We start from the raw sequence: 19,060 nt of genomic DNA on the forward strand, positions 1-19,060 counted from the left end.
TATTTGCTATCAGGGAAATAGCCACCAGCCATGCCAGCCAGGCAAATATTTTTGAACGGATATTCGCATAGTGGCGACGAAAGACAGAACGAAACTGCCACAATATTGCGATTGCTGCGGCTATGTAGAGATAATATTGGATATCCAGAGCAGTGAAAAGCAGCGTGTATTCATCCTGCGTCAGATAGTGGAGCGGATATTCCACATTCCCGTTTTTACCGAAAGGCAGCTGGTCCCCCGGCAGTGTAAACGCCAGCGCACCAAAGAATGGCAGTGCATGTGCGCCATGCCATAGCCGTAACCTGGTTCCGGCAAAGCAGGTGGCCGCTATGAAGCCGGTAAAAAACGGCATTTGCAGGAAAGTCACTGCCGTGCGCAGGGCGTTGGGCCAGGAATATAGAAACTCGGGGGATTCTATAAGCCAGCCCGATACGTCAATTGCCAGTAGAATCAGGAAAATCGCAAAAAGTGCATTGGCAAGCCGTCGTTCTGTCCGGACGGCAAGCAGAAAAATTGCAAGAATCATGCAGACAAAGCATATTAATATGGCAATTATGCCGAGAGCACCGGTAGTTACCATTTCGGGTTTGCGGGGAGCGGCATATCTGGCACGAGCCTATCGGATAGTTGGAGCGGGTAAGGGGAATCGAACCCCTCTAGCTAGCTTGGAAGGCTAGAGCATTACCACTATGCTATACCCGCTCATGGTTGGCGTAATTGTGGTTTTACGTGCTTTTGTCAAGCTTCTTATTCGCCTTCAAATTCCATAAGGCTTTGCACTTCAAGATTCGCCTCGCGCAGGCGGGTAGTACCTTTCAGTTCGGGTAGATCGATGACAAACAGTGCTTTGTCGACCAGGGCTCCGGCGTCGCGGAGCAACCGCACCGTGGCCAGCGCCGTGCCGCCGGTGGCGATCAGGTCGTCAATGATGACAACCCTGTCGCCAGCTTCCACGGCATCAGCGGCGATTTCCAGACGGTCTGTGCCATATTCCAGTGCATAGTCGATGCTGCGTGTTTCCACCGGAAGTTTTCCGGGCTTGCGAACGGGCAGGAAACCTATGCCCAGATGCACGGCCACAGCAGCACCGAAAATAAAGCCGCGGGCTTCCATACCGGCAATATAGCGGGGACGGTCATCACCCATCAGGCGGGCGAGGTGGCCAATGGTAGCAGCAAAGCCTTCGCCATTGCCGATAAGCGTGGTGATGTCGCGGAACATGATGCCGGCTTCCGGAAAGTCCGGAACGGTGCGCACCATTTTTTTAAGATCATCCAGCGCCAGCAGCTTGCCCGTCATATCATATCCCAGCAAGCTGTGCGGCTATGGCTATCAATGCTTTTTGTCGGCCCAGATATTACGGTAGGACAGATAGGCAAGGATGGTGAAGATCAGCAGGAATGCGAGCACGGCCAGACCGGTCTGCTTGCGCTTTTCCATTTTCGGTTCAGCCGTCCATGTCAGGAACGCGGATACGTCTTTCGACATCTGGTCAACACTTGCCTTGGTTCCGTCGGCATAGCTTACCTGGCCTTCCGCTGTAATTGGCGGTGCCATGGCAAGGTTCAGGTTCGCAAAGTAGGGATTGTAGTGCAGCCCCGTACCCGGCATAGAATCAGGGAATTCTTCGGCCAGCTTCTTGGGCGGGTTCTGATAGCCAGTGAGCAGCGAGTAGACATAGGCGGGGCCATTGTGGCGGGCCTTGGTCATCAGCGAGAGATCAGGCGGAACCGCGTTGTTGTTGGCGGCGCGTGCCGCCACATCATTGGGATAGACAGCAGGAAACTTATCGGCGGCAAGGCCATCGCGTGTGCTTGCCTCGCCGGTTTCAGGGTCAATAGCTGGCACTTGAAAGCTGGCGGCGATCGCCTTGACCTCGGCTTCGTTGTAACCAATGGCCTGAAGGTCGCGGAAAGCGACATGTTCCAGCGAGTGGCAGGCCGAGCAGACTTCCTTGTACACGCCATAGCCGCGTTGCAGCTGGGCTGTGTCAAATTTGCCGAATACACCATCGCTGGACTGGCTGAGTGACTTGGGATGCTCATGAAACATGTGTTCTGCGGTTTCGACATGCTCTTCGGTGAGATAGGTATAGGCACCCATCAGGAATGAATAGAGCAGCACGCCCGTGAAAAACAGTCCGACCAATATACCGAGGTTTCTAATCATCTGACTTATGCTTTCCTTGTCTTCGGCTGGCTTATTCGGCAGGCTGCGTAGCAGCGCCGCCTGTAGTTGCGATTGTGTCGATGGCTGCAGGTGCTTCTTCACCATCTTTGCCCAGCACCGCTTCGGTGATCGAGGCAGGCAGCGGATCAGGACGTTCAATCGACGAAATGATCGGCAGTATGATGAGGAAGTGCGCGAAATAATAAGCCGAGGCAAGCTGGCTGATCATCACATAAGGCTCTTCCGCAGGAGCGCCGCCACAATATCCCAGGATCAGGACAACGACCACGAACACCCAGAAGAAGGGGCGGAATAGTGGACGATATCTGCCCGAACGCACCGGTGAGCGGTCCAGCCATGGCAGGAAGAACAGCAGCAGGATGGAGGCAAACATGGCCAGCACACCCAGCAGTTTCGCCGGAATAAACAGGAAATCGAACGTGAAGGCACGCAGGATGGCGTAGAATGGCCAAAAATACCATTCAGGCACAATATGCGCCGGTGTCGATAGCGGGTTGGCCGCGATATAGTTATCCGCATGGCCGAGGAAGTTCGGCGCAAAGAACATGACGGCGGCAAAAATGACGAGATAGACACCAAGGCCGAAACCGTCTTTCGCGGTGTAATAGGGGTGGAATGGAACCGTGTCCGATTCCTGCTTCACTTCCACGCCGGTCGGATTGGATGATCCCGGAATGTGCAGGGCCCAGACGTGCAAGATAACAACGCCTGCAATCACAAATGGCAGCAGATAGTGGAGTGAGAAGAAACGGTTTAGCGCAGCGTTATCCGGCGCAAAACCGCCGAGCAGCCATTCCTGCAGCGTGGGTCCGATCAGCGGGATAGCCGAGAAAAGCCCGGTAATAACTTTCGCACCCCAGAAGCTCATCTGACCCCATGGCAGTACATAGCCCATGAACGCGGTTGCCATAGCCAGCAGGTAGATGACCATGCCGAGCAGCCAGATCATCTCTCGCGGCGCTTTGTACGAACTGAAATACAGCCCGCGGAATATGTGGATATAGATCACGATAAAGAAGAAGCTGGCGCCATTGGCGTGCATGTAACGCAGCATCCAGCCCCAGTTGACGTCGCGCATGATATGCTCGGTCGAATTAAACGCGACGGTTGCCTCGGGCGCATAGTGCATCGCCAGGATGATGCCGGAAATAATCTGTACCACTAGTGCAAAGCCGGCAAGCACGCCGAAATTCCAGAAATAGTTAAGGTTGCGTGGCACCGGATAACCCGCGCCAATCGCATTATAAACAAGGCGTGGCAATGGAAGACGTTCGTCGATCCATTTCATGGCCGGATTTGTCGGGTTATACTGACTTGCCCACGGAAAACTCATATGCTCTTACCTCAACCGACTTTGATAACTGTATCGGACAAAAACTCTACTGCCGGCACTTCCAGATTGGTGGGTGCCGGACCCTTGCGGATACGGCCCGCCGTATCATAGTGTGAACCGTGGCACGGGCAGAAATAACCGTCAAACTCGCCTTTTACCTCACCTTGCGCAGCGCCCAGCGGTACACAGCCCAGATGGGTGCACACACCCATTGTGATCAGGATATTTTCATGCCCGGGCGCAGTGCGTTCGGCCAGGGTCTGCGGTTCACGCAGCGATGCCACGTCAACTGCATTTGCTTCTTCAATTTCCTTAGGCGTCAGGTTGCGGATAAACAGTGGCTGTTTACGGAAAATCGTCTTGATCGCCTGTCCAGGCTCAAGCGCGGACACATCGACTTCAATCGATGCCAGCGCCAGGACATCAGCAGATGGCGCCATCTGCGTTATCAGCGGATACAGAACCGCTGCGCCGCCCACGCCAGCAAAGCTGACAGCCGCGACATTGATAAAATCACGGCGGCGTACGCCTTCTTCATTTTGTGTGTCTGCATCCACGGTCTGTGGATCGGTGCTTACTGCTTCAGTCATTCAATCGCCCTATTCGAACCGACTTACATTAGAATATTTGTGGACCCGCCCCACCTTATCGATTTGCCCTAGCAGATGCCGGACAAGGAATCCATATCATCAAGACATGCATTTGGTGGGCCTGATAGCCGCAAACCATATGGCTTGCCAACAGTGAATTTTGCATCTTGCGTGACTTAATTTGCAAGACACCTTAAAGCGCGGACATGCGGCTTGCACTTTATCAACCCGATATTGCCGGAAACCTTGGCACGTCCATGCGGTTATGCGCCTGTCTGGGCATTGGGCTCGACGTCATTGAGCCGTGCGGCTTCCCGCTGGGTGACCGGCAGCTGAAGCGGGCAGCCATGGATTATGGCGAGGCCATAGATGTGGTGCGCCATGCCGATTGGGACAGTTTCCTGAATATGACGCGCGATGCGGCGCAGCGTATTGTGCTGATGAGCAGTAAGGGCGCGCAGACCTTGTATGACACGGGTTTCCGCAGCGATGACATTATATTGATGGGCAGCGAAAGTACCGGTGTGCCGGAAAAAGTCGCAAAAGAAGCAAATTTGATCTCGCGCATAGAAATGCAGCCGGGAATGCGCTGCTTGAACGTCGCTGTGGCGGCGGGCATTGCGGTTAGCGAGGCCATCCGCCAGACGCGCTATGTGAAATGAACAAAGATAACGGAAATATAAATGAACGACTGGACCACACAGAAACAGACCGCGCAGACATGGTTTGAAAAGCTGCGCGACGATATTTGCGCCGAATTTACCGCGATTGAACGCGAAGCGGGCAGCGATGCGGCCTTTGAATATACACCTTGGGACCGGACCAATCATGATGGTGCCGAAGGCGGCGGCGGTGTGCGGGGTCTTATCAAGGGCAAGGTTTTTGAAAAAGCGGGTGTGAACGTATCCACCGTGCACGGCAGTTTCAGTCCCGAATTTGCCAAATCGATTAATGGCGCGGAAGAAGATCCGCGTTTCTTTGCCACCGGCATTTCGCTGGTCGCGCATATGGCCAATCCGCACGTACCCGCCGTGCACATGAACACCCGCTTCCTGGTCACCACAAAGGCATGGTTCGGTGGCGGCGCCGACCTGAACCCGCCCATAGAATACGCCGATGATACCGCCGACTTTCACGCTCGCATGAAAACCGCATGTGATGCCCATGATATTGCCGATTATGACCGCTATAAAAAATGGGCTGATGATTATTTCTATATCCCGCACCGTGAATGCCATCGCGGCGTGGGCGGCATATTTTACGACCATCTGGAATGTGATGGCGGTGCTGCGTTTGATGCGAACTTCGCGTTTACCCAGGATGTGGGCCGGGCGTTTCTGGATATCTTCCCGCAAATTGTGCGTCGCCGTATGGGGCTTGCGCACAATGATGCGGAAAAAATGCAACAATTGGTCTGGCGTGGCCGTTATGCCGAATTTAATCTGGTCTATGACCGCGGTACGACATTCGGCCTGAAAACTGGCGGTAATGTCGATGCAATCCTGATGAGCCTGCCGCCCGAAGTGGTTTGGGAATAGTCGGTGATGACCGATATTCCTGTTCCTGACGGCCATATCGCTTCGGTTGTGACGCACCTGGAAATGTGCGCACGGCCCAAAATGGCAGCCATTCAGTCAGATGCGCTCGTGCTGGAACGCTGGGAGCGGCCCGGCCTAGCGGAATATCGCGCGCTGTTTCGCAGGGTCGGTGCGCCCTGGCTATGGTTTTCACGGCTGGTGATGGATGACGCCGTGCTGGGAGAAGCCATACATGATCCCGGCGTTCATATTTATGCGATCAGGATGCAGGATGGCGCTGATGCAGGGATACTTGAGCTGGACTTTCGGCAAGACGGAGCGTGTGAGGTTGGCTTTCTGGGCCTTGTTCCCGAACAATTGGGCAAGGGGCATGGCCGCTGGTTGATGACCCAGGCTTTGCAGCAGGCATGGGGCCATCCGGGGGTTGAGCGCGTCTGGCTGCATACCTGTTCGTTCGATCATCTAGGTGCACTTAAGTTTTACCAGCGCAGCGGGTTCCAGCCATTTCGGCGTGAAGTGGAAATAGTGCCAGACCCGCGCCTTGCCGGTTACGTACCCCGCGATGCCGCGCCGCACGTACCGATTATCGGCGGCGAATAACAAGGGCTAGCGCACTACAGCTTCAATCGAAGACTGTAGAATCGATATTTCTCGCATTATGGCCGGAAAGCTGGCGGTAAATCGCTGCTGCCATCAGCACGAAAATGGTTGTGAAAATCGCACTGAAGAATGCACTCACAAATGCCAGCGCAGTTGTAGCAAGTTCACCGCCCAGCACCATATTCAGCACACCACCAAAGATAAGTTCGGCAAGCAGTAGCAGGACAAAGCCGACAATGGCCACAATGATCAGGAACAGGGTGATGCGCCAGCCATTACCCTTGGTCAGTTCCCATGAACGTCCGATGGCGGTCAGCGGATTACGGATATCCTCAGCGACAATTGATGTGGCCACGACGCTGAACCGGCCCAGCAGGTAGAGGCCGGGAATGATAAGCAGTGCAAAACCTATGCCCATGGCGACGGAAGTTAACAGGCTCGCCAGAAAAGCCGGGATCAATGCGATCAATCCTACCTTGATCGCATCGCCGACCGAGCGGCCCTTTTCACCGGTAACCAGCCATAGTATCGCCAGCGATCCGATGGTGGTTATCAATCCCATGACCAGCATCAGGGGCCAGTTTTGGGAAAATGTTTCCGATAGCCCGGTGAGAATCTGTTCAAATGTTTCATATTCGCCTTGATCTGGCTGGGTAATCAACAGCGCTGACAGAACTTCGGGCAGAAAATAGAACACTCCGACAAGCGGGATCAGAAGCTGTTTATGCTCGTTGAATAATGCAATCGTGTCATTCCACGCTGCCGATAAATCGAATTTCATGCCATTTCCCCCGCCATTTCTCTCTGGACCAGTGTTTATGTGCGGCATTAGTGTCGGATAATTTGGTCAAGGTCAATGTTTCCCGGCTATATTACGGCTCTTGCATTTTGTGCCCATAATGCCGACCATTGGCGGATGAACGATATTTTACCATTATTACCATTGCCTCAGTGGGAAGTTGCGAATGGCCGCATACCCTATCCGCAAGCGCTAGAGTTTATGGAAAAGCGCAATGCGGATATCCGTGCAGATACAGCAGATGAGCTGGTGTGGCTTATCGAGCACCCTCCGCTTTATACCGCGGGGACGAGCGCGGATCCGGCGGAGCTGCTGAGCCAGCAATTCCCGGTGTACCAGACCGGGCGTGGCGGCCGGCATACCTATCACGGACCGGGACAGCGGGTCGGCTATGTCATGCTGGACCTCAGGAAAAGGGGCCGTGACGTGCGCGTATTTGTGCATGCGCTGGAAGGTTGGGTGATTGCGACGCTGGCGGATTTCGGTGTTGAAGCCCGCCGTGCAGAAGGGCGCATTGGCATCTGGACCGACAACCGGCAGGGACAGGAAGCGAAAATCGGTGCGATCGGCGTGCGGATCAAGAGCTGGGTTACTATGCACGGTTTTGCAGTGAATATTGACCCTGACCTCAGCCATTTTGGCGGTATTGTCCCTTGCGGGATCAGCGAATATCCGGTGACGAGCCTTGCCGAACTTGGCATAAAGGCGGATATGGGGGATTGGGACGCGGCGCTGAAGGCGCGGCTGCCCTGTTTTCTTGAAGTTTTGCCGGGCGGCAAGAATGAACATGATCGAAATGAAAGTCTGAAATATGCGCAAAACCCTGTCACTTAACCCTGTTATCGCCGCCGGGCTGTCGCTGTCGCTGATCGCCTGCTCCTCTCAGGTGCCGGATGAGGAAGGCGTGCTCACCGAAACCGAACTTGGCGATGTTGATGTGCTGGAAGGCACGATCAGCGATGACATGATTCAGCCAGATGCGCTCAGTGAAGCGGCAACTGAAGAAGCCGAGGCGCTAGCAGAGGCAGCAGCAGAAGAGCAGGCCGAAGCTGAAACCGAAAGCACTGAAGGCGAGAGTGCCGATGCCGAGGAGCAGGCAGGCAGCGAATAAGCTGTTTCAGGTGGCATAGGGTACGGGGTCAATAAGGCCCGCTTCTTCAAAACCCGCCTTGCGCAGGCGGCAGCTGTCACACAGGCCGCACGCCTTTCCATCTGCGGTGGGATCATAGCAGGTCCAGCTTAACCCCGCATCCAGCCCGAGCCGGTCTGCCTCGCGCGAAATATCGGCTTTGGTCATATGCTGCAATGGTGCATGGATGGTAAAGCCCTGCCCCTGACCGCCATCCTTTGTGGCGATAGCTGCGAGTTTTTCAAAGCCTTCGATAAATTCGGGACGGCAATCAGGATAGCCTGAATAATCGAGCGCATTGACCCCGATAAATATGTCGTGCGCGCCAATTGCCTCTGCCCAGCCCAGAGTGAGCGAAAGAAAAATGAGGTTGCGTGCCGGGACATAGGTCACGGGGATATCGTCACCCACACCTGTTTTTGGCACGTCGATTTCGTCGGTCAGCGCCGATCCGCCAAATTGGCGCAGGTCAAGCGGCAATATGGTGTGCTGCCGGGCATCAAGGCGCGCCGCGATATTGCGCGCCGCCTCAATCTCGATCCGGTGCCGCTGGTTATAATCGATGGTCAGCGCGTAAAGAGCATAGCCCTGTTCACGGGCGATTCCGGCGGAAACCATCGAATCCATACCGCCGGAAAGCAATATGACGGCTTTCTTCTGTATATCATGTGCCATGGCAACGCCGCTAAACGCTCAGGCTGTGCAATGCAAGCCTGTGCGCCACCCATATTGCTGCCGTTCCGGGCACAAATGATAAAAAACGGGCCGCCGTGTCATTTGCATGAACAGGGCGGCCCTAGTTTAAGGCCAATGGCCTTAATGGGAGGAAAGCGTACCAATTCGGGTACGCAAACACCTATCGCAGAAAAGCATTTACAATATGTTAACTATGGGAAAATTGGTAAAAGCTGCGTCAGCAACTACCGACCCGGCGTCCTTCGGCAGCGAAGGAGAAGGGGGAGCCATTGGCAATGCCCTGTGTGTTGATCTGCAGCAGGTCCGCGCCTTCGGCGCGCAGTGTAGTGCGGCCATGGCCTCGCGCACCGCAGCTATAACTGACAGTAACGGTGTTGGGCTTATCCTCTATCACAAATGGTTTTTTACAGTTTTCACCCTGATGACGCAGGTTGAGAAGCTGCCGGATATCGCGCACGCAGATTCTGCGCACTTCACCGTTTTTAGCGCGTGGGCGGATTTCCCACTGCCCGGCATCTACTTTTTTGAACGAAGCAAGTTCGGGCGCCTGGGCTGGTGCGGGCATGGCGAACAGGGCCAGTGGTGCCGTAGCCAGCATGGCAAAAAAATATCTTTTTTTCAGTGCCCCAAATGGCATTTTCAAACGCTTGGTCATTATTCTTCCAGTTTTGGGGATACGCCCCATCCACATAGCTTTTACGACAATACAGATGTATCTACCGTTAATAAGCAACGCTTCGTCGCACATCCGGACGATATCCATTCTTCTATATACGCCAATTAAGGCCGATATTTTACCAAAATATGTCGGATGGCCGTTTTTTGTCAGTCCGTAATCGCAAATTGCCGTGCGCAAAAGGCGCAATCGACAAGTATATCACCATTTTCGTCGCGCATTTCCGCCTTTTCTGCCTCACCAAAGCGGCTCAACACCTTGCGATAATGTTCGACCGAACAGCGACAACCCTTACTGAGCGGCACGGCCTGCTCAATCAGCACCTCATCCTCTTCATGAAACAGCCGCCAGATCAGGTCCTCCATGCTGAGCGCCCTGTCGAGCAATTCCGCATGATTGAGCGTTTCCGCGAGGATAGACACATGCTCCCATTCGGGATGGTCCAGCTTGGCATGTAGCCGCTCACGCCCTACTTCGCCCTCGGCTAGATGCTGCACCAGGAAACCGCCAGTGCGGCATCCATTCTCGTCCGAACTGATCGCAACCTTGATAAGTGTCGGCACCTGTTCGGACTGAAAGAAATAGTTCTGGCACGCTTCGGTAAGCGAGTTGCCCGCCAGTTCGACAATACCCTGATATCGCTGCCCATCATCGCCATGCATTGGAGTGCGATCGAATGTGATCGCCAGATAGCCCTTGCCGAACAGTGCGCCCAGTGACGGGTTTTTCCCCTGTTCGGCCAGACGGTCACGATCATAGCGCGCATAGCTACGCACCTCGCCATCCTTGTAATCGGCGACGAGCAGTTCGATAATCCCGCCCTGTGTCTGTGCCTGCATGGTCAGCTGACCTTCGGACTGTTTCAGCATAGAACCGATGAGCGCCGCCAATGTGGCGGCCTCTGCCACCAGATGCTTCACGGCCACGGGATAGTCATGCGGTGCGATAATGTCGTTCAGCACGCTGTCCAGACGCACCGTACGTCCGCGCGCATTGCGCGACGGTATGGTGAAACGCAGCGGGCGATCATGGTAAATTTCAGTCATGCCGGGCTATATAGGGAATGTTTCGGGGATTGTCAGGGAGGCTGGCAGCATTGCCACCATTCTAATCAGACAGTGAAGCTTTCGCCGCACCCGCACGCACCGGTGGCATTAGGGTTGTTGAACACGAACCCGGCGGTGAAATCATCCTCCTGCCAGTCCATGATGGAACCGATCAGGTAGAGCACCGACGCGCTGTCGACATAAAATATACCGCCCGGCGTTTCGATTTTCTCGTCAAACTTGGCTTCTTCGGTGACATAATCAACCGAATAGGCAAGCCCGCTACACCCACGGCGCGGGGTGGAGAGCTTGACACCAATTGCACCATCAGGGGCTTTTGCCATCAGGCCAGCAATGCGCTGTTCAGCAGCCGGCGTCAGGATAATCGCAGCGCGTTTCGCGCGTGTGTTGGTATCAGTCATTTGTAAGCCTCTTTTGCCAGAATTCCGCACGGCCCAGTTCAGGGTCGAGCACATAATCCCCATAGCCGAGTGAGGCATAAAGCCCCTTGGCAGAGGTGTTACCTTCGAGCACTTCCAGTGTGATCTTGCAGGCGTTTTCGGCGCGGGCGATAGCTTCAATTTCGGCAAATAACCTGCGGCCAATACCCGCGCCGCGATGTTGTTGGCTGACTACGACATCATGAATATTGACAAGTGGGCGTGCGGCAAATGTCGAAAACCCCCAGAAACAATTGGCTAGTCCTGCTGCCTCGTCACCTGCAAATGCCAACACCGAAAATGCATTGGAGGTTGCTTTCAGGCCTGCGACCAGGTTGCGTTGCGTTTCGCCTGACAGGTCCTCTCCGCCGCCCATCGGGTCCACTGCATAGGCGCGCAGCATGGCGACAATTGCAGCCGCATGGACCGGATTGCCATAATTCGCACGCTCTACGGTCAGGGGTAATGCTGCAATGGTCATAACATCCCCAGTTCGAGCTTTGCTTCGTCGCTCATTTTCTGCGGGTCCCATGGCGGATCCCAGACCAGATTGACTTCGCTATGACCCACGCCGGGGACACTGCCGACCTGCAGTTCAATTTCGCCCGGCATCGATTCGGCGACCGGGCAATGCGGCGTGGTGAGTGTCATGGTGACGACCGCATGGCCATCATCGGTTACTTCAACGCCGTAAATCAGGCCCAGGTCATAGATATTGACCGGAATTTCGGGGTCATAAATGCTTTTCAGCGTGTCGATAATCGCATCGTACAGATCGCCGCCGGGTTCACCTGTAGGTTCCTCGGCAGGTTTTTGTGAAAGGAAACCTTCCAGATAATCACGCTTGCGCTCCATCTTTGCCATATCGCTTTCGGTATCATACGGAGAAGGGGCCAGGACCGTTTCCTTGGGCGCATCATCGACGCGCGCCTTGGCGGGTTTGTCCACCGCATCGACTTTTTCAACACTGATTTTGCGTTCTTCGTTCATATCATTCACCCGAAAATCTTGCGGACGCGCTCAATGCCCTGCACCAGCGCTTCCACGTCCTGCATGTCGCTATAAACACCAAAACTGGCGCGCGCCGTTGCCGGCACGCCCAGATAATCCATTAACGGCTGTGCGCAGTGATGGCCTGCGCGGATTGCGACACCGCTTTCATCCAATATAGTGGCAACATCATGCGGATGCACACCTTCGACCTCAAATGACAATATGCCTGCACTGTTTTCCGGTCCGAACAGCCTGACTGAATTGATTGCGGCCAGCGCTGCGCGCGCTTGCGCCAAAAGCGCGGTTTCATGTGCATGGATATTCTCCACGCCAATATCCTGCACATATTGAATCGCCGCATCCAGCCCGAGCGCGCCGACAATATGTGGCGTGCCCGCCTCAAACCGTCCGGGTGCGGGGGCATAGGTGGTTTTATCAAATGTCACGCGGTCAATCATCGACCCGCCGCCCTGCCATGGCGGCATAGCGTTCAATGTTTCTTCGCGTGCCCACAATACGCCAATGCCTGTGGGGCCATAAAGCTTGTGCGCTGAAAATACGTAAAAATCGCAGTTCAGTTCTGCCACGTTCAGCTGCATGCGCGGCGCGGCCTGGCAGCCATCAAGCAGTAGTTTCGCACCAACGGTATGCGCAGCTTTGCTTGCGCGCTTCACGTCCAGCACGCTGCCCAGCACATTGGACACATGCGCCAGCGCCACCAGCTTGTGCTGCTCTGTCAGATTGGCTTCCAGCCAATCAAGGTCAATAAGCCCATCTTCGGTGAGCGGACACACATCAATATGCGCGCCCACCCGCTCGGCGAGCAATTGCCACGGCACAATATTGCTGTGATGCTCCAACTGGCTGAGCATGATGCGGTCGCCCGCGCCAATATTGGTATTGCCCCAGCTTTCCGCGACCAGATTGATCGCTTCGGTTGCACCGCGCACGAACACGCATTCATTTGGAGAAGATGCGCCGATAAAATCTGCGACACGCGTGCGCGCTGCTTCATAGGCAAGTGTCATATTGGCCGAGCGTGCATAAACGCCGCGGTGCACGGTGGCATATTCTTCGCCGTAACCGCGCGCGATGGCATCTATTACCTGCTTTGGTTTTTGCGAAGTCGCCGCGGTGTCGAGATAATGCCAACCACTTTCGATGCCGGTAAAATCGGCGCGGGCCTTTGTCACCATATCTATGTTGATGGGCGCATTCATGACAATGCCTCCAAAACCTCTAACGCTTTATTTTCAATGGTTTCCCGCGCAGCATTTTCAGCCACGTTGACAAAGCTGTCGGCAATAAATGCCTGCAGCATCAACCGCTGTGCGGTGGCGGGATCGAGCCCGCGTGAGGCCATATAGAACAATGCCTGTTTATCCAGCTCGCCCACTGTAGCGCCGTGCGCGCATTTAACATCATCGGCGAAAATTTCCAGCTCGGGTTTCGCGTTTGCTGTCGCTGTGCGGTCGAGCAGCATGGCCTTGACCGATTGTGCCGCATCGGTCTTTTGCGCATCGCGCGCCACATGCACCTTGCCCATAAATGTGCCTGTGGCGCGTTCGGACAGCACGGTGCGGACAATCTGATTGCTGGTTGCGTTCGGTGCGGCGTGGATTGTCTCGGTGACAATCTCCAGCGTCTCTTCACCTTTGCCCAGGATTGCACCACCCATTTCAAAATGCGCGCCTTCTTCCAGCATCACGCGGACATGTATGCGGCCATAATCCGCTGCTGCATTCAGCAGGTGCAGGTTGAATGTCCCGCCTTTGCCGATGGTGACATTCAGGTCGGTGACGGACACGCCCTGGGTGGTGGGCGGAATGATAATCTGCCGGTCCAGCGTCTCGCCCGCGGGCACAGCCACAATTTCTGTCACATTCGCGACGTCGTTCCAGACAGGTTCCAGCGCAGCTAGATTAGCATAGCGCCAGGCTTCGTCACGCTTGGTGGGAAGTGGGCGTGTCATTTCCGATCCCTTCGCATCTTGCGTTTGATTTTCTTGAGCAAAGAGGATTTGCGTGTCTTCAGACACTGTTTGACAGCGGCATCTTCAATATTGCCTTTGCGCACACATTTGGTTGTTGCCTTGCAAAGCTTTTCGTCCAGCCTTGGATAGCCGGTACTGCCGTTCAGGCTGCAATGATAGCTGCCCTGCGGGTCGCGGCCGACATTGACGGAAATACCCTGCATGCGCCGGCCAATAATTACGATTTCTTCATCTGTGTACACAGGTTCGGGAAGCGTATCGACGGCTTGTGCAGCGAATAGGAGGAAGACGGAGGCGATCATGCCGCCACTGCCTCATAGCCCTGCTCTTCGAGCTGTAATGCCAGCTCCGGCCCGCCGGTTTTGACGATCCGGCCCTTCGCCAGCACGTGCACATAATCGGGTTGCACTTCGTCCAGCAATCGCTGATAGTGGGTAATAAGCAGCACGGCTTTTTTCTCGTCGCGCATGATGGCGTTGATACCGCTGCCGACGGTGCGCAGCGCGTCGATGTCGAGACCGCTATCGGTCTCGTCCAATATGGCGAGCTCAGGGTTCAATATGCCCATCTGCACCATTTCGTTGCGCTTTTTCTCACCGCCGGAAAAGCCGACATTCACCGCGCGCTTGAGCATTTCCATATCCATTTTCAGCAGCGCCGCCTTTTCCTTGGCAAGTTTAATAAATTCACCGCCTGACAAAGGTTCCTCATCGCGCGATTTACGCTGGCTGTTCAGGCTTTCGCGCAGGAACTGCAGGTTAGACACGCCGGGTATCTCGACCGGATACTGGAACCCTAGAAACAGTCCCAGCGCCGCACGCTCATGCGGGTCCATATCGAGGATATCCTGACCATTGAAAGTCGCGCTGCCGCTAGTGACTTCATAACCATCACGTCCGCCCAGCACATAGGCAAGCGTCGACTTACCCGCGCCATTCGGCCCCATAATCGCATGCACCTCGCCCACGTTTATTTCGAGGCTGAGGCCCTTAAGGATTTCAGTATCGCCAACTGTGGCGTGGAGGTTTTCAATTTTTAGCATTCAATCTTCTTCCTCTTTATTGCCGCACCAACACAATGGCTGTGTGCCGTACTGTAAGGCAGCTCTGAGCTTTGGAGAGCAGGGGTTTTATCCAACAGACCCCTCCAGACTTATCGCCAGCAGTTTTTGCGCTTCGACTGCGAATTCCATCGGCAGTTCTTTCAGCACTTCCTTGGCAAAGCCGTTGACGATCAGGCTCACCGCTTCCTCTTCGTCCAGCCCGCGTTGCTGGGCGTAGAACATCTGGTCGTCTGAGATTTTCGATGTCGTGGCTTCATGCTCGATCTGCGCGGTCGGGTTTTTCACCTCGATATAAGGCACGGTGTGCGCGCCGCATGTGTCGCCGAGCAGCAGGCTGTCGCACTGCGTGAAATTGCGCACGTTCTCCGCCGCCGGGCCGACGCGGACCAGGCCGCGATAGGTATTATCGGATTTGCCAGCGCTGATGCCTTTTGAGATAATCGTCGAGCGCGACCCCTTGCCGTTATGGATCATCTTGGTGCCAGTATCGGCCTGCTGGTAATTATTGGTGAGCGCGACCGAATAAAATTCGCCCACGCTGTTTTCGCCGTTCAGCACGCAGGACGGATATTTCCAGGTGATGGCGCTGCCGGTTTCGACCTGAGTCCAGCTGATCTTGCTGTTCTTGCCCTGACACAGCCCGCGCTTGGTCACGAAATTGTATATGCCGCCCTTGCCGTTCTCATCGCCGGGATACCAGTTCTGGACCGTTGAATATTTGATCTCCGCGTCATCAAGCGCGACCAGTTCGACCACTGCGGCGTGAAGCTGGTTCTCGTCGCGCTGCGGCGCGGTGCACCCTTCCAGATAGCTGACATAGGCGCCCTTGTCGGCGACGATCAGCGTACGTTCGAACTGCCCGGTATTTTCGGCGTTGATGCGAAAATAGGTGGAAAGCTCCATCGGGCAGCGCACGCCTTCGGGCACATAGACAAATGTACCATCGGAAAAGACCGCGCAGTTGAGCGCGGCGAAATAATTGTCCTTCACCGGCACAACCTTGCCCAGATATTTGCGGACCAGATCGGGATATTCCCTGATTGCTTCGGAAATCGAGCGGAAAATCACGCCCGCCGCTTCCAGCTCTTCACGGAATGTCGTGGCGACCGATACACTGTCGAAAACAGCGTCCACGGCGACCTTGCGCGCACCCTTTACGCCTGCAAGCACTTCCTGTTCGGCAATGGGGATGCCGAGCTTTTCGTAGACGCGCAGGATTTCGGGGTCGACATCATCGAGCGAGTCCAGCTCAGGCTTTTTCTTGGGCTCGGCATAATAGTATGCGTCCTGGTAATCGATCATCGGGATGTCGAGCTTGGCCCAGTCGGGGCTTTCCATTTCCTGCCATATGCGGAATGCTTTCAGCCGCCATTCGAGCATCCATTCGGGCTCTTCCTTTTTGGCGGAAATAAAGCGGACGGTGTCTTCATTCAGGCCTTTTTCGGCAAATTCCTGTTCAATGTCCGACGACCAGCCATGCTCATAGGCCGATGCTTTATCCGCAGCGGCTTGCGCTTCGGCATTCATCTCCGCGCGTTCATCTATTTCTTTGGCATCGCGTATTTCGGTTTTGATATTGTCGGTCATATCCGGGCTTCCTGGCTCAGGCTGGCGAGTGTTACGTTATCTAGTGCGCCACGAACGGCATTGTTGACGTGCGCCATATGCGGTTTGACATGGCACTGGGTTTCGAGCGCGCAATCATCGCGGGCATCATCGGCGCAGCAGGTCATAGCCATCGGGCCTTCGACGGCTTCGATAATATCGGCCATGCTGATGGCAGCGGGAGGACGTGCGAGACGAAAGCCGCCACCTGCGCCACGCACAGATTCGATCAGGCCGGCAGAGGAGAGTTTGCTGACCAGTTTTTGTGCGGTGGGCAGCGGGATTCCTGTTTCTTCAGATAATGCGCGCGCATTACTGCGAATCCCGCCGCAATGGCGGGCCGCGGCTGTCATCAACACAACAGCATAATCGGCAAGGCTGCTCAAACGCATGGATATCCTATAACTCAAACGAATCGAAATAAGACTAATATAGTCCTATTTGAGGCAAATGGGCATTTTTATAGCGAAAATCAAGCAAGAAAGGTTTTGTTCAGGAGGATTGCAGCCGTGAAGGCGGTTTGCTCCGATCCGGGCCGTCAGGTTCGAGTTCACGGAAATAGGGCCGGTCAAGCAGGAGCTGCAACAGCAGCTCGTCCGGGCTCACCAATTTGCCAGGTGATTTGCCGGTAAAGCGCTTGATCTCGCGCACCATATGCGACTGGTCATAAAAAGGCCCTATGGCGGCATCGCACATTTCGCCATTGTTGAGCATAATGACCTGCGCGGCTTTCAGTGCGCGTATCTTGCGTGCCAGCGCTTTGGGCGGGCCGCCAAAATGCCGGTTGGCGATGCGGTTGAAGCGCCGCTCCTGCGAAGGACTGCCGCCGGTAAGTTGCTTGACCTGCGGATCGTTTGAACTGCTGAGCCATGCCCTTATCTGCTCGGCACCCTGTACCGTCGCAGCGCGTATCTTGCGGATGCGGCCGATAAATAGTGCATCAAGAATGGTCTTCATGTCATTCAGGTCACCCATTGCGCTCATTCTGGCGTTGATATCGGCAAATTCATTACCCAGCAAAGGCATGGCGTCGCATAGCCGGTCGGCATGGTCACGGGCGTCGGCGTTCAATATGCCGCCGCCCCATGCCAACGGCAGGACCGAACAGCCAACTACATCAATCGGGCCTTTCAGGCGGATACGCGCGGCGGCGCTGCCCGGCCCTGTAAGGATCACCGGCCTGTTGTGTCCGGTACTGCCATCATGGAATTCCATATGACCCGTACCTTTGAGAAGGAACCGGATCTGCCCCACATCCGCGCGGTCGATTTCGGATATTTCCGTATCATCGCTCCGCGCGCGATAGTAAAGCGAGATGAAGCTGGACAACCGGCTATCCGGTTCGACAAACTCAAGCTGCATGTTGTTGTTTCCCCGCGACCATTATTATATTTGTGGGCTTTCTGTTACATGATTGGTTCAGGTCTGTGAACTGAGAGGATTTATCTGTCCGTCATATTGTGCGCGTTGGTCGATCAACTCGGCGAATTCGCTTTCCTGCGTGCGTAATTTGGCAGGGGTCGTGCCTGTGAACAGCTTGACTTCGCGGATCATGTGCGATTGGTCATAAAAGGCATCGCGCAGGAAATCGGCTTCATCTGGATCGGCTTCGATAAAAGCGCGCGCGGCGCGCAGTGCTCGGTATTTGCGCGCCAGATATTTAGGCGGATGGCCGTAATATTGCTTCACCTTGCGGGTAAGCTGCCGGTCAGACAGCTGTGTCTGGTCGTGCAGTGTGTTTATATCGGGTGACACATCGGAGGCGAGCCAACCATCTACCATCCGGGTAAATTCAATAATTTTGGGGTCAGCGTCGCGGATAAGCGGCAATAGAACGGCATCTGCCGCCGCTGTCATTTCATCGGCATCAGCGCAGGCGGACAGGGTTTTCACATGTCGTTCTATTGCGGGAAACAGTTCGGTAGCGGCGATAGCCCTGTCGGTATAGTCCGCCGCCGATTTTCCTGTCAGGGCGCCCCAGCCGGCGGGCAGGAAACCCATGCCAAACATATAAAATGGATTGGATAGCGAGAATTTCATGGCGGTTGCGCTTGGACCGACAATAAAGGCACCCGCACAATCTGCAAGATGGCCATCCCCGAACTCCATCTGGCCCTCGCCTTTCAGGATAAAGCGTATCTGGGCCATGCCTGCGCGTTCATGATCATCCCGCACCGGCCCCTGGCTATCGAGCAGGTAATAGAGCGAGAAAAATTCGCGTAAATTGGGATGCGGCAAACGGTAATGCAATTGCGTCATATTATTTTCGATATGTCGACCTTGACCGTGATGCCTATAAAGGCCCCGGCACCTTCCAAGTCTATATATACCGCAAATATAAAGTAAAAAAAAGGCGATCCGCCCAAAAG

Annotated in this window: 25 protein-coding genes and 1 tRNA gene; 5 read left to right on the forward strand and 21 right to left on the reverse strand. The window is 54.9% G+C overall.

The window, feature by feature from the left end; translation table 11 throughout:
• From G6Q15_RS11435 to petA, 6 genes are all read right to left on the reverse strand, one after another.
• A partial coding sequence (locus tag G6Q15_RS11435) for a hypothetical protein (RefSeq protein ID WP_205518161.1) occupies nt 1-526 on the reverse strand: 526 nt, incomplete at its 3' end.
• Nucleotides 527-628: 102 nt separating this feature from the next.
• A tRNA-Gly gene (locus G6Q15_RS11440) sits at nt 629-702 on the reverse strand.
• A gap of 45 nt (nt 703-747) precedes the next feature.
• Entirely contained in the window at nt 748-1,284 is a 537-nt protein-coding gene (locus tag G6Q15_RS11445; RefSeq protein WP_164118996.1) for an adenine phosphoribosyltransferase, read from the reverse strand.
• Nucleotides 1,285-1,332: 48 nt separating this feature from the next.
• A complete protein-coding gene (locus tag G6Q15_RS11450) occupies nt 1,333-2,169 on the reverse strand; it encodes a cytochrome c1 (protein WP_164118918.1) in 837 nt (278 codons plus the stop codon).
• A 31-nt stretch (nt 2,170-2,200) separates the two neighbouring features.
• Nucleotides 2,201-3,523, reverse strand: coding sequence for a cytochrome b/b6 (locus G6Q15_RS11455; protein ID WP_164118919.1), 1,323 nt, complete (start codon nt 3,521-3,523; stop codon nt 2,201-2,203).
• 11 nt (nt 3,524-3,534) lie between these two features.
• Nucleotides 3,535-4,113: a ubiquinol-cytochrome c reductase iron-sulfur subunit gene (gene petA, locus G6Q15_RS11460; protein WP_164118921.1), complete on the reverse strand. Its 579-nt coding sequence runs from the start codon at nt 4,111-4,113 to the stop codon at nt 3,535-3,537.
• A gap of 206 nt (nt 4,114-4,319) precedes the next feature.
• Between petA and G6Q15_RS11465 the strand changes: the two genes are divergently transcribed.
• The 3 genes from G6Q15_RS11465 to G6Q15_RS11475 are packed head-to-tail and all read left to right on the forward strand — an operon-like array spanning nt 4,320 to nt 6,251.
• The gene (locus tag G6Q15_RS11465; protein WP_164118923.1) at nt 4,320-4,775 is read left to right on the forward strand and encodes a tRNA (cytidine(34)-2'-O)-methyltransferase; all 456 of its coding nucleotides are present in this window, start codon (nt 4,320-4,322) and stop codon (nt 4,773-4,775) included.
• A 21-nt stretch (nt 4,776-4,796) separates the two neighbouring features.
• Nucleotides 4,797-5,651, forward strand: coding sequence for an oxygen-dependent coproporphyrinogen oxidase (gene hemF, locus G6Q15_RS11470; protein WP_164118925.1), 855 nt, complete (start codon nt 4,797-4,799; stop codon nt 5,649-5,651).
• A gap of 6 nt (nt 5,652-5,657) precedes the next feature.
• A complete protein-coding gene (locus G6Q15_RS11475; RefSeq protein WP_164118927.1) occupies nt 5,658-6,251 on the forward strand; it encodes a GNAT family N-acetyltransferase in 594 nt (197 codons plus the stop codon).
• A 22-nt stretch (nt 6,252-6,273) separates the two neighbouring features.
• On the opposite strand, the gene G6Q15_RS11480 is transcribed toward G6Q15_RS11475, so the two are convergent.
• Nucleotides 6,274-7,032 carry a glycerophosphoryl diester phosphodiesterase membrane domain-containing protein gene (locus tag G6Q15_RS11480; RefSeq protein ID WP_164118929.1) on the reverse strand — a complete coding sequence of 253 codons (759 nt, stop codon included), beginning with the start codon at nt 7,030-7,032 and terminating at the stop codon, nt 6,274-6,276.
• A gap of 135 nt (nt 7,033-7,167) precedes the next feature.
• Here G6Q15_RS11480 and lipB point away from each other — a divergent pair, with 135 nt between their 5' ends.
• Together lipB and G6Q15_RS11490 are read left to right on the forward strand one after the other, a co-directional pair.
• Entirely contained in the window at nt 7,168-7,884 is a 717-nt protein-coding gene (gene lipB, locus G6Q15_RS11485; protein ID WP_164118931.1) for a lipoyl(octanoyl) transferase LipB, read from the forward strand.
• On the forward strand, nt 7,862-8,161 hold the full coding sequence (locus G6Q15_RS11490; protein ID WP_164118933.1) for a hypothetical protein: 300 nt from the start codon (nt 7,862-7,864) through the stop codon (nt 8,159-8,161). Before lipB ends, G6Q15_RS11490 begins: the two co-directional genes overlap by 23 nt.
• Nucleotides 8,162-8,167: 6 nt before the next feature.
• Here G6Q15_RS11490 and queC read toward each other — a convergent pair whose 3' ends face one another.
• The 14 genes from queC to G6Q15_RS11560 all read right to left on the reverse strand — a co-directional run bounded on the left by queC (nt 8,168) and on the right by G6Q15_RS11560 (nt 18,950).
• Nucleotides 8,168-8,854 carry a 7-cyano-7-deazaguanine synthase QueC gene (queC, locus tag G6Q15_RS11495; RefSeq protein ID WP_164118935.1) on the reverse strand — a complete coding sequence of 229 codons (687 nt, stop codon included), beginning with the start codon at nt 8,852-8,854 and terminating at the stop codon, nt 8,168-8,170.
• Nucleotides 8,855-9,092: 238 nt separating this feature from the next.
• On the reverse strand, nt 9,093-9,530 hold the full coding sequence (locus tag G6Q15_RS11500; protein ID WP_240330874.1) for a DUF3617 family protein: 438 nt from the start codon (nt 9,528-9,530) through the stop codon (nt 9,093-9,095).
• Nucleotides 9,531-9,700: 170 nt separating this feature from the next.
• A complete protein-coding gene (locus tag G6Q15_RS11505; protein WP_164118937.1) occupies nt 9,701-10,597 on the reverse strand; it encodes an Hsp33 family molecular chaperone HslO in 897 nt (298 codons plus the stop codon).
• Between the two features lie 65 nt (nt 10,598-10,662).
• Nucleotides 10,663-11,019 carry an iron-sulfur cluster assembly accessory protein gene (locus G6Q15_RS11510; RefSeq protein ID WP_164118939.1) on the reverse strand — a complete coding sequence of 119 codons (357 nt, stop codon included), beginning with the start codon at nt 11,017-11,019 and terminating at the stop codon, nt 10,663-10,665.
• The gene (locus G6Q15_RS11515; RefSeq protein ID WP_164118941.1) at nt 11,012-11,518 is read right to left on the reverse strand and encodes a GNAT family N-acetyltransferase; all 507 of its coding nucleotides are present in this window, start codon (nt 11,516-11,518) and stop codon (nt 11,012-11,014) included. Before G6Q15_RS11515 ends, G6Q15_RS11510 begins: the two co-directional genes overlap by 8 nt.
• A complete protein-coding gene (locus G6Q15_RS11520) occupies nt 11,515-12,027 on the reverse strand; it encodes an SUF system Fe-S cluster assembly protein (RefSeq protein ID WP_164118943.1) in 513 nt (170 codons plus the stop codon). Before G6Q15_RS11520 ends, G6Q15_RS11515 begins: the two co-directional genes overlap by 4 nt.
• 5 nt (nt 12,028-12,032) lie before the next feature.
• Nucleotides 12,033-13,226: a SufS family cysteine desulfurase gene (locus G6Q15_RS11525; protein WP_240330880.1), complete on the reverse strand. Its 1,194-nt coding sequence runs from the start codon at nt 13,224-13,226 to the stop codon at nt 12,033-12,035.
• A gap of 20 nt (nt 13,227-13,246) precedes the next feature.
• A complete protein-coding gene (locus tag G6Q15_RS11530; RefSeq protein ID WP_164118947.1) occupies nt 13,247-14,002 on the reverse strand; it encodes a SufD family Fe-S cluster assembly protein in 756 nt (251 codons plus the stop codon).
• Entirely contained in the window at nt 13,999-14,325 is a 327-nt protein-coding gene (locus G6Q15_RS11535) for a hypothetical protein (RefSeq protein WP_164118949.1), read from the reverse strand. Before G6Q15_RS11535 ends, G6Q15_RS11530 begins: the two co-directional genes overlap by 4 nt.
• On the reverse strand, nt 14,322-15,065 hold the full coding sequence (gene sufC / locus G6Q15_RS11540) for a Fe-S cluster assembly ATPase SufC (protein ID WP_164118951.1): 744 nt from the start codon (nt 15,063-15,065) through the stop codon (nt 14,322-14,324). Before sufC ends, G6Q15_RS11535 begins: the two co-directional genes overlap by 4 nt.
• Nucleotides 15,066-15,152: 87 nt before the next feature.
• Nucleotides 15,153-16,613 (reverse strand): Fe-S cluster assembly protein SufB, encoded by a 1,461-nt coding sequence (sufB, locus tag G6Q15_RS11545; RefSeq protein ID WP_164119000.1) that lies wholly within the window; start codon nt 16,611-16,613, stop codon nt 15,153-15,155.
• A gap of 56 nt (nt 16,614-16,669) precedes the next feature.
• The gene (locus tag G6Q15_RS11550; protein WP_164118953.1) at nt 16,670-17,083 is read right to left on the reverse strand and encodes an SUF system Fe-S cluster assembly regulator; all 414 of its coding nucleotides are present in this window, start codon (nt 17,081-17,083) and stop codon (nt 16,670-16,672) included.
• Between the two features lie 100 nt (nt 17,084-17,183).
• A complete protein-coding gene (locus tag G6Q15_RS11555; RefSeq protein WP_164118955.1) occupies nt 17,184-18,053 on the reverse strand; it encodes a helix-turn-helix domain-containing protein in 870 nt (289 codons plus the stop codon).
• A 57-nt stretch (nt 18,054-18,110) separates the two neighbouring features.
• Entirely contained in the window at nt 18,111-18,950 is an 840-nt protein-coding gene (locus G6Q15_RS11560; RefSeq protein ID WP_164118958.1) for a helix-turn-helix domain-containing protein, read from the reverse strand.
• Nucleotides 18,951-19,060 lie beyond the last annotated feature (110 nt).

The organism is Sphingorhabdus sp. Alg239-R122, assembly GCF_900537065.1.
In the GTDB taxonomy this organism is placed as follows: domain Bacteria; phylum Pseudomonadota; class Alphaproteobacteria; order Sphingomonadales; family Sphingomonadaceae; genus Alg239-R122.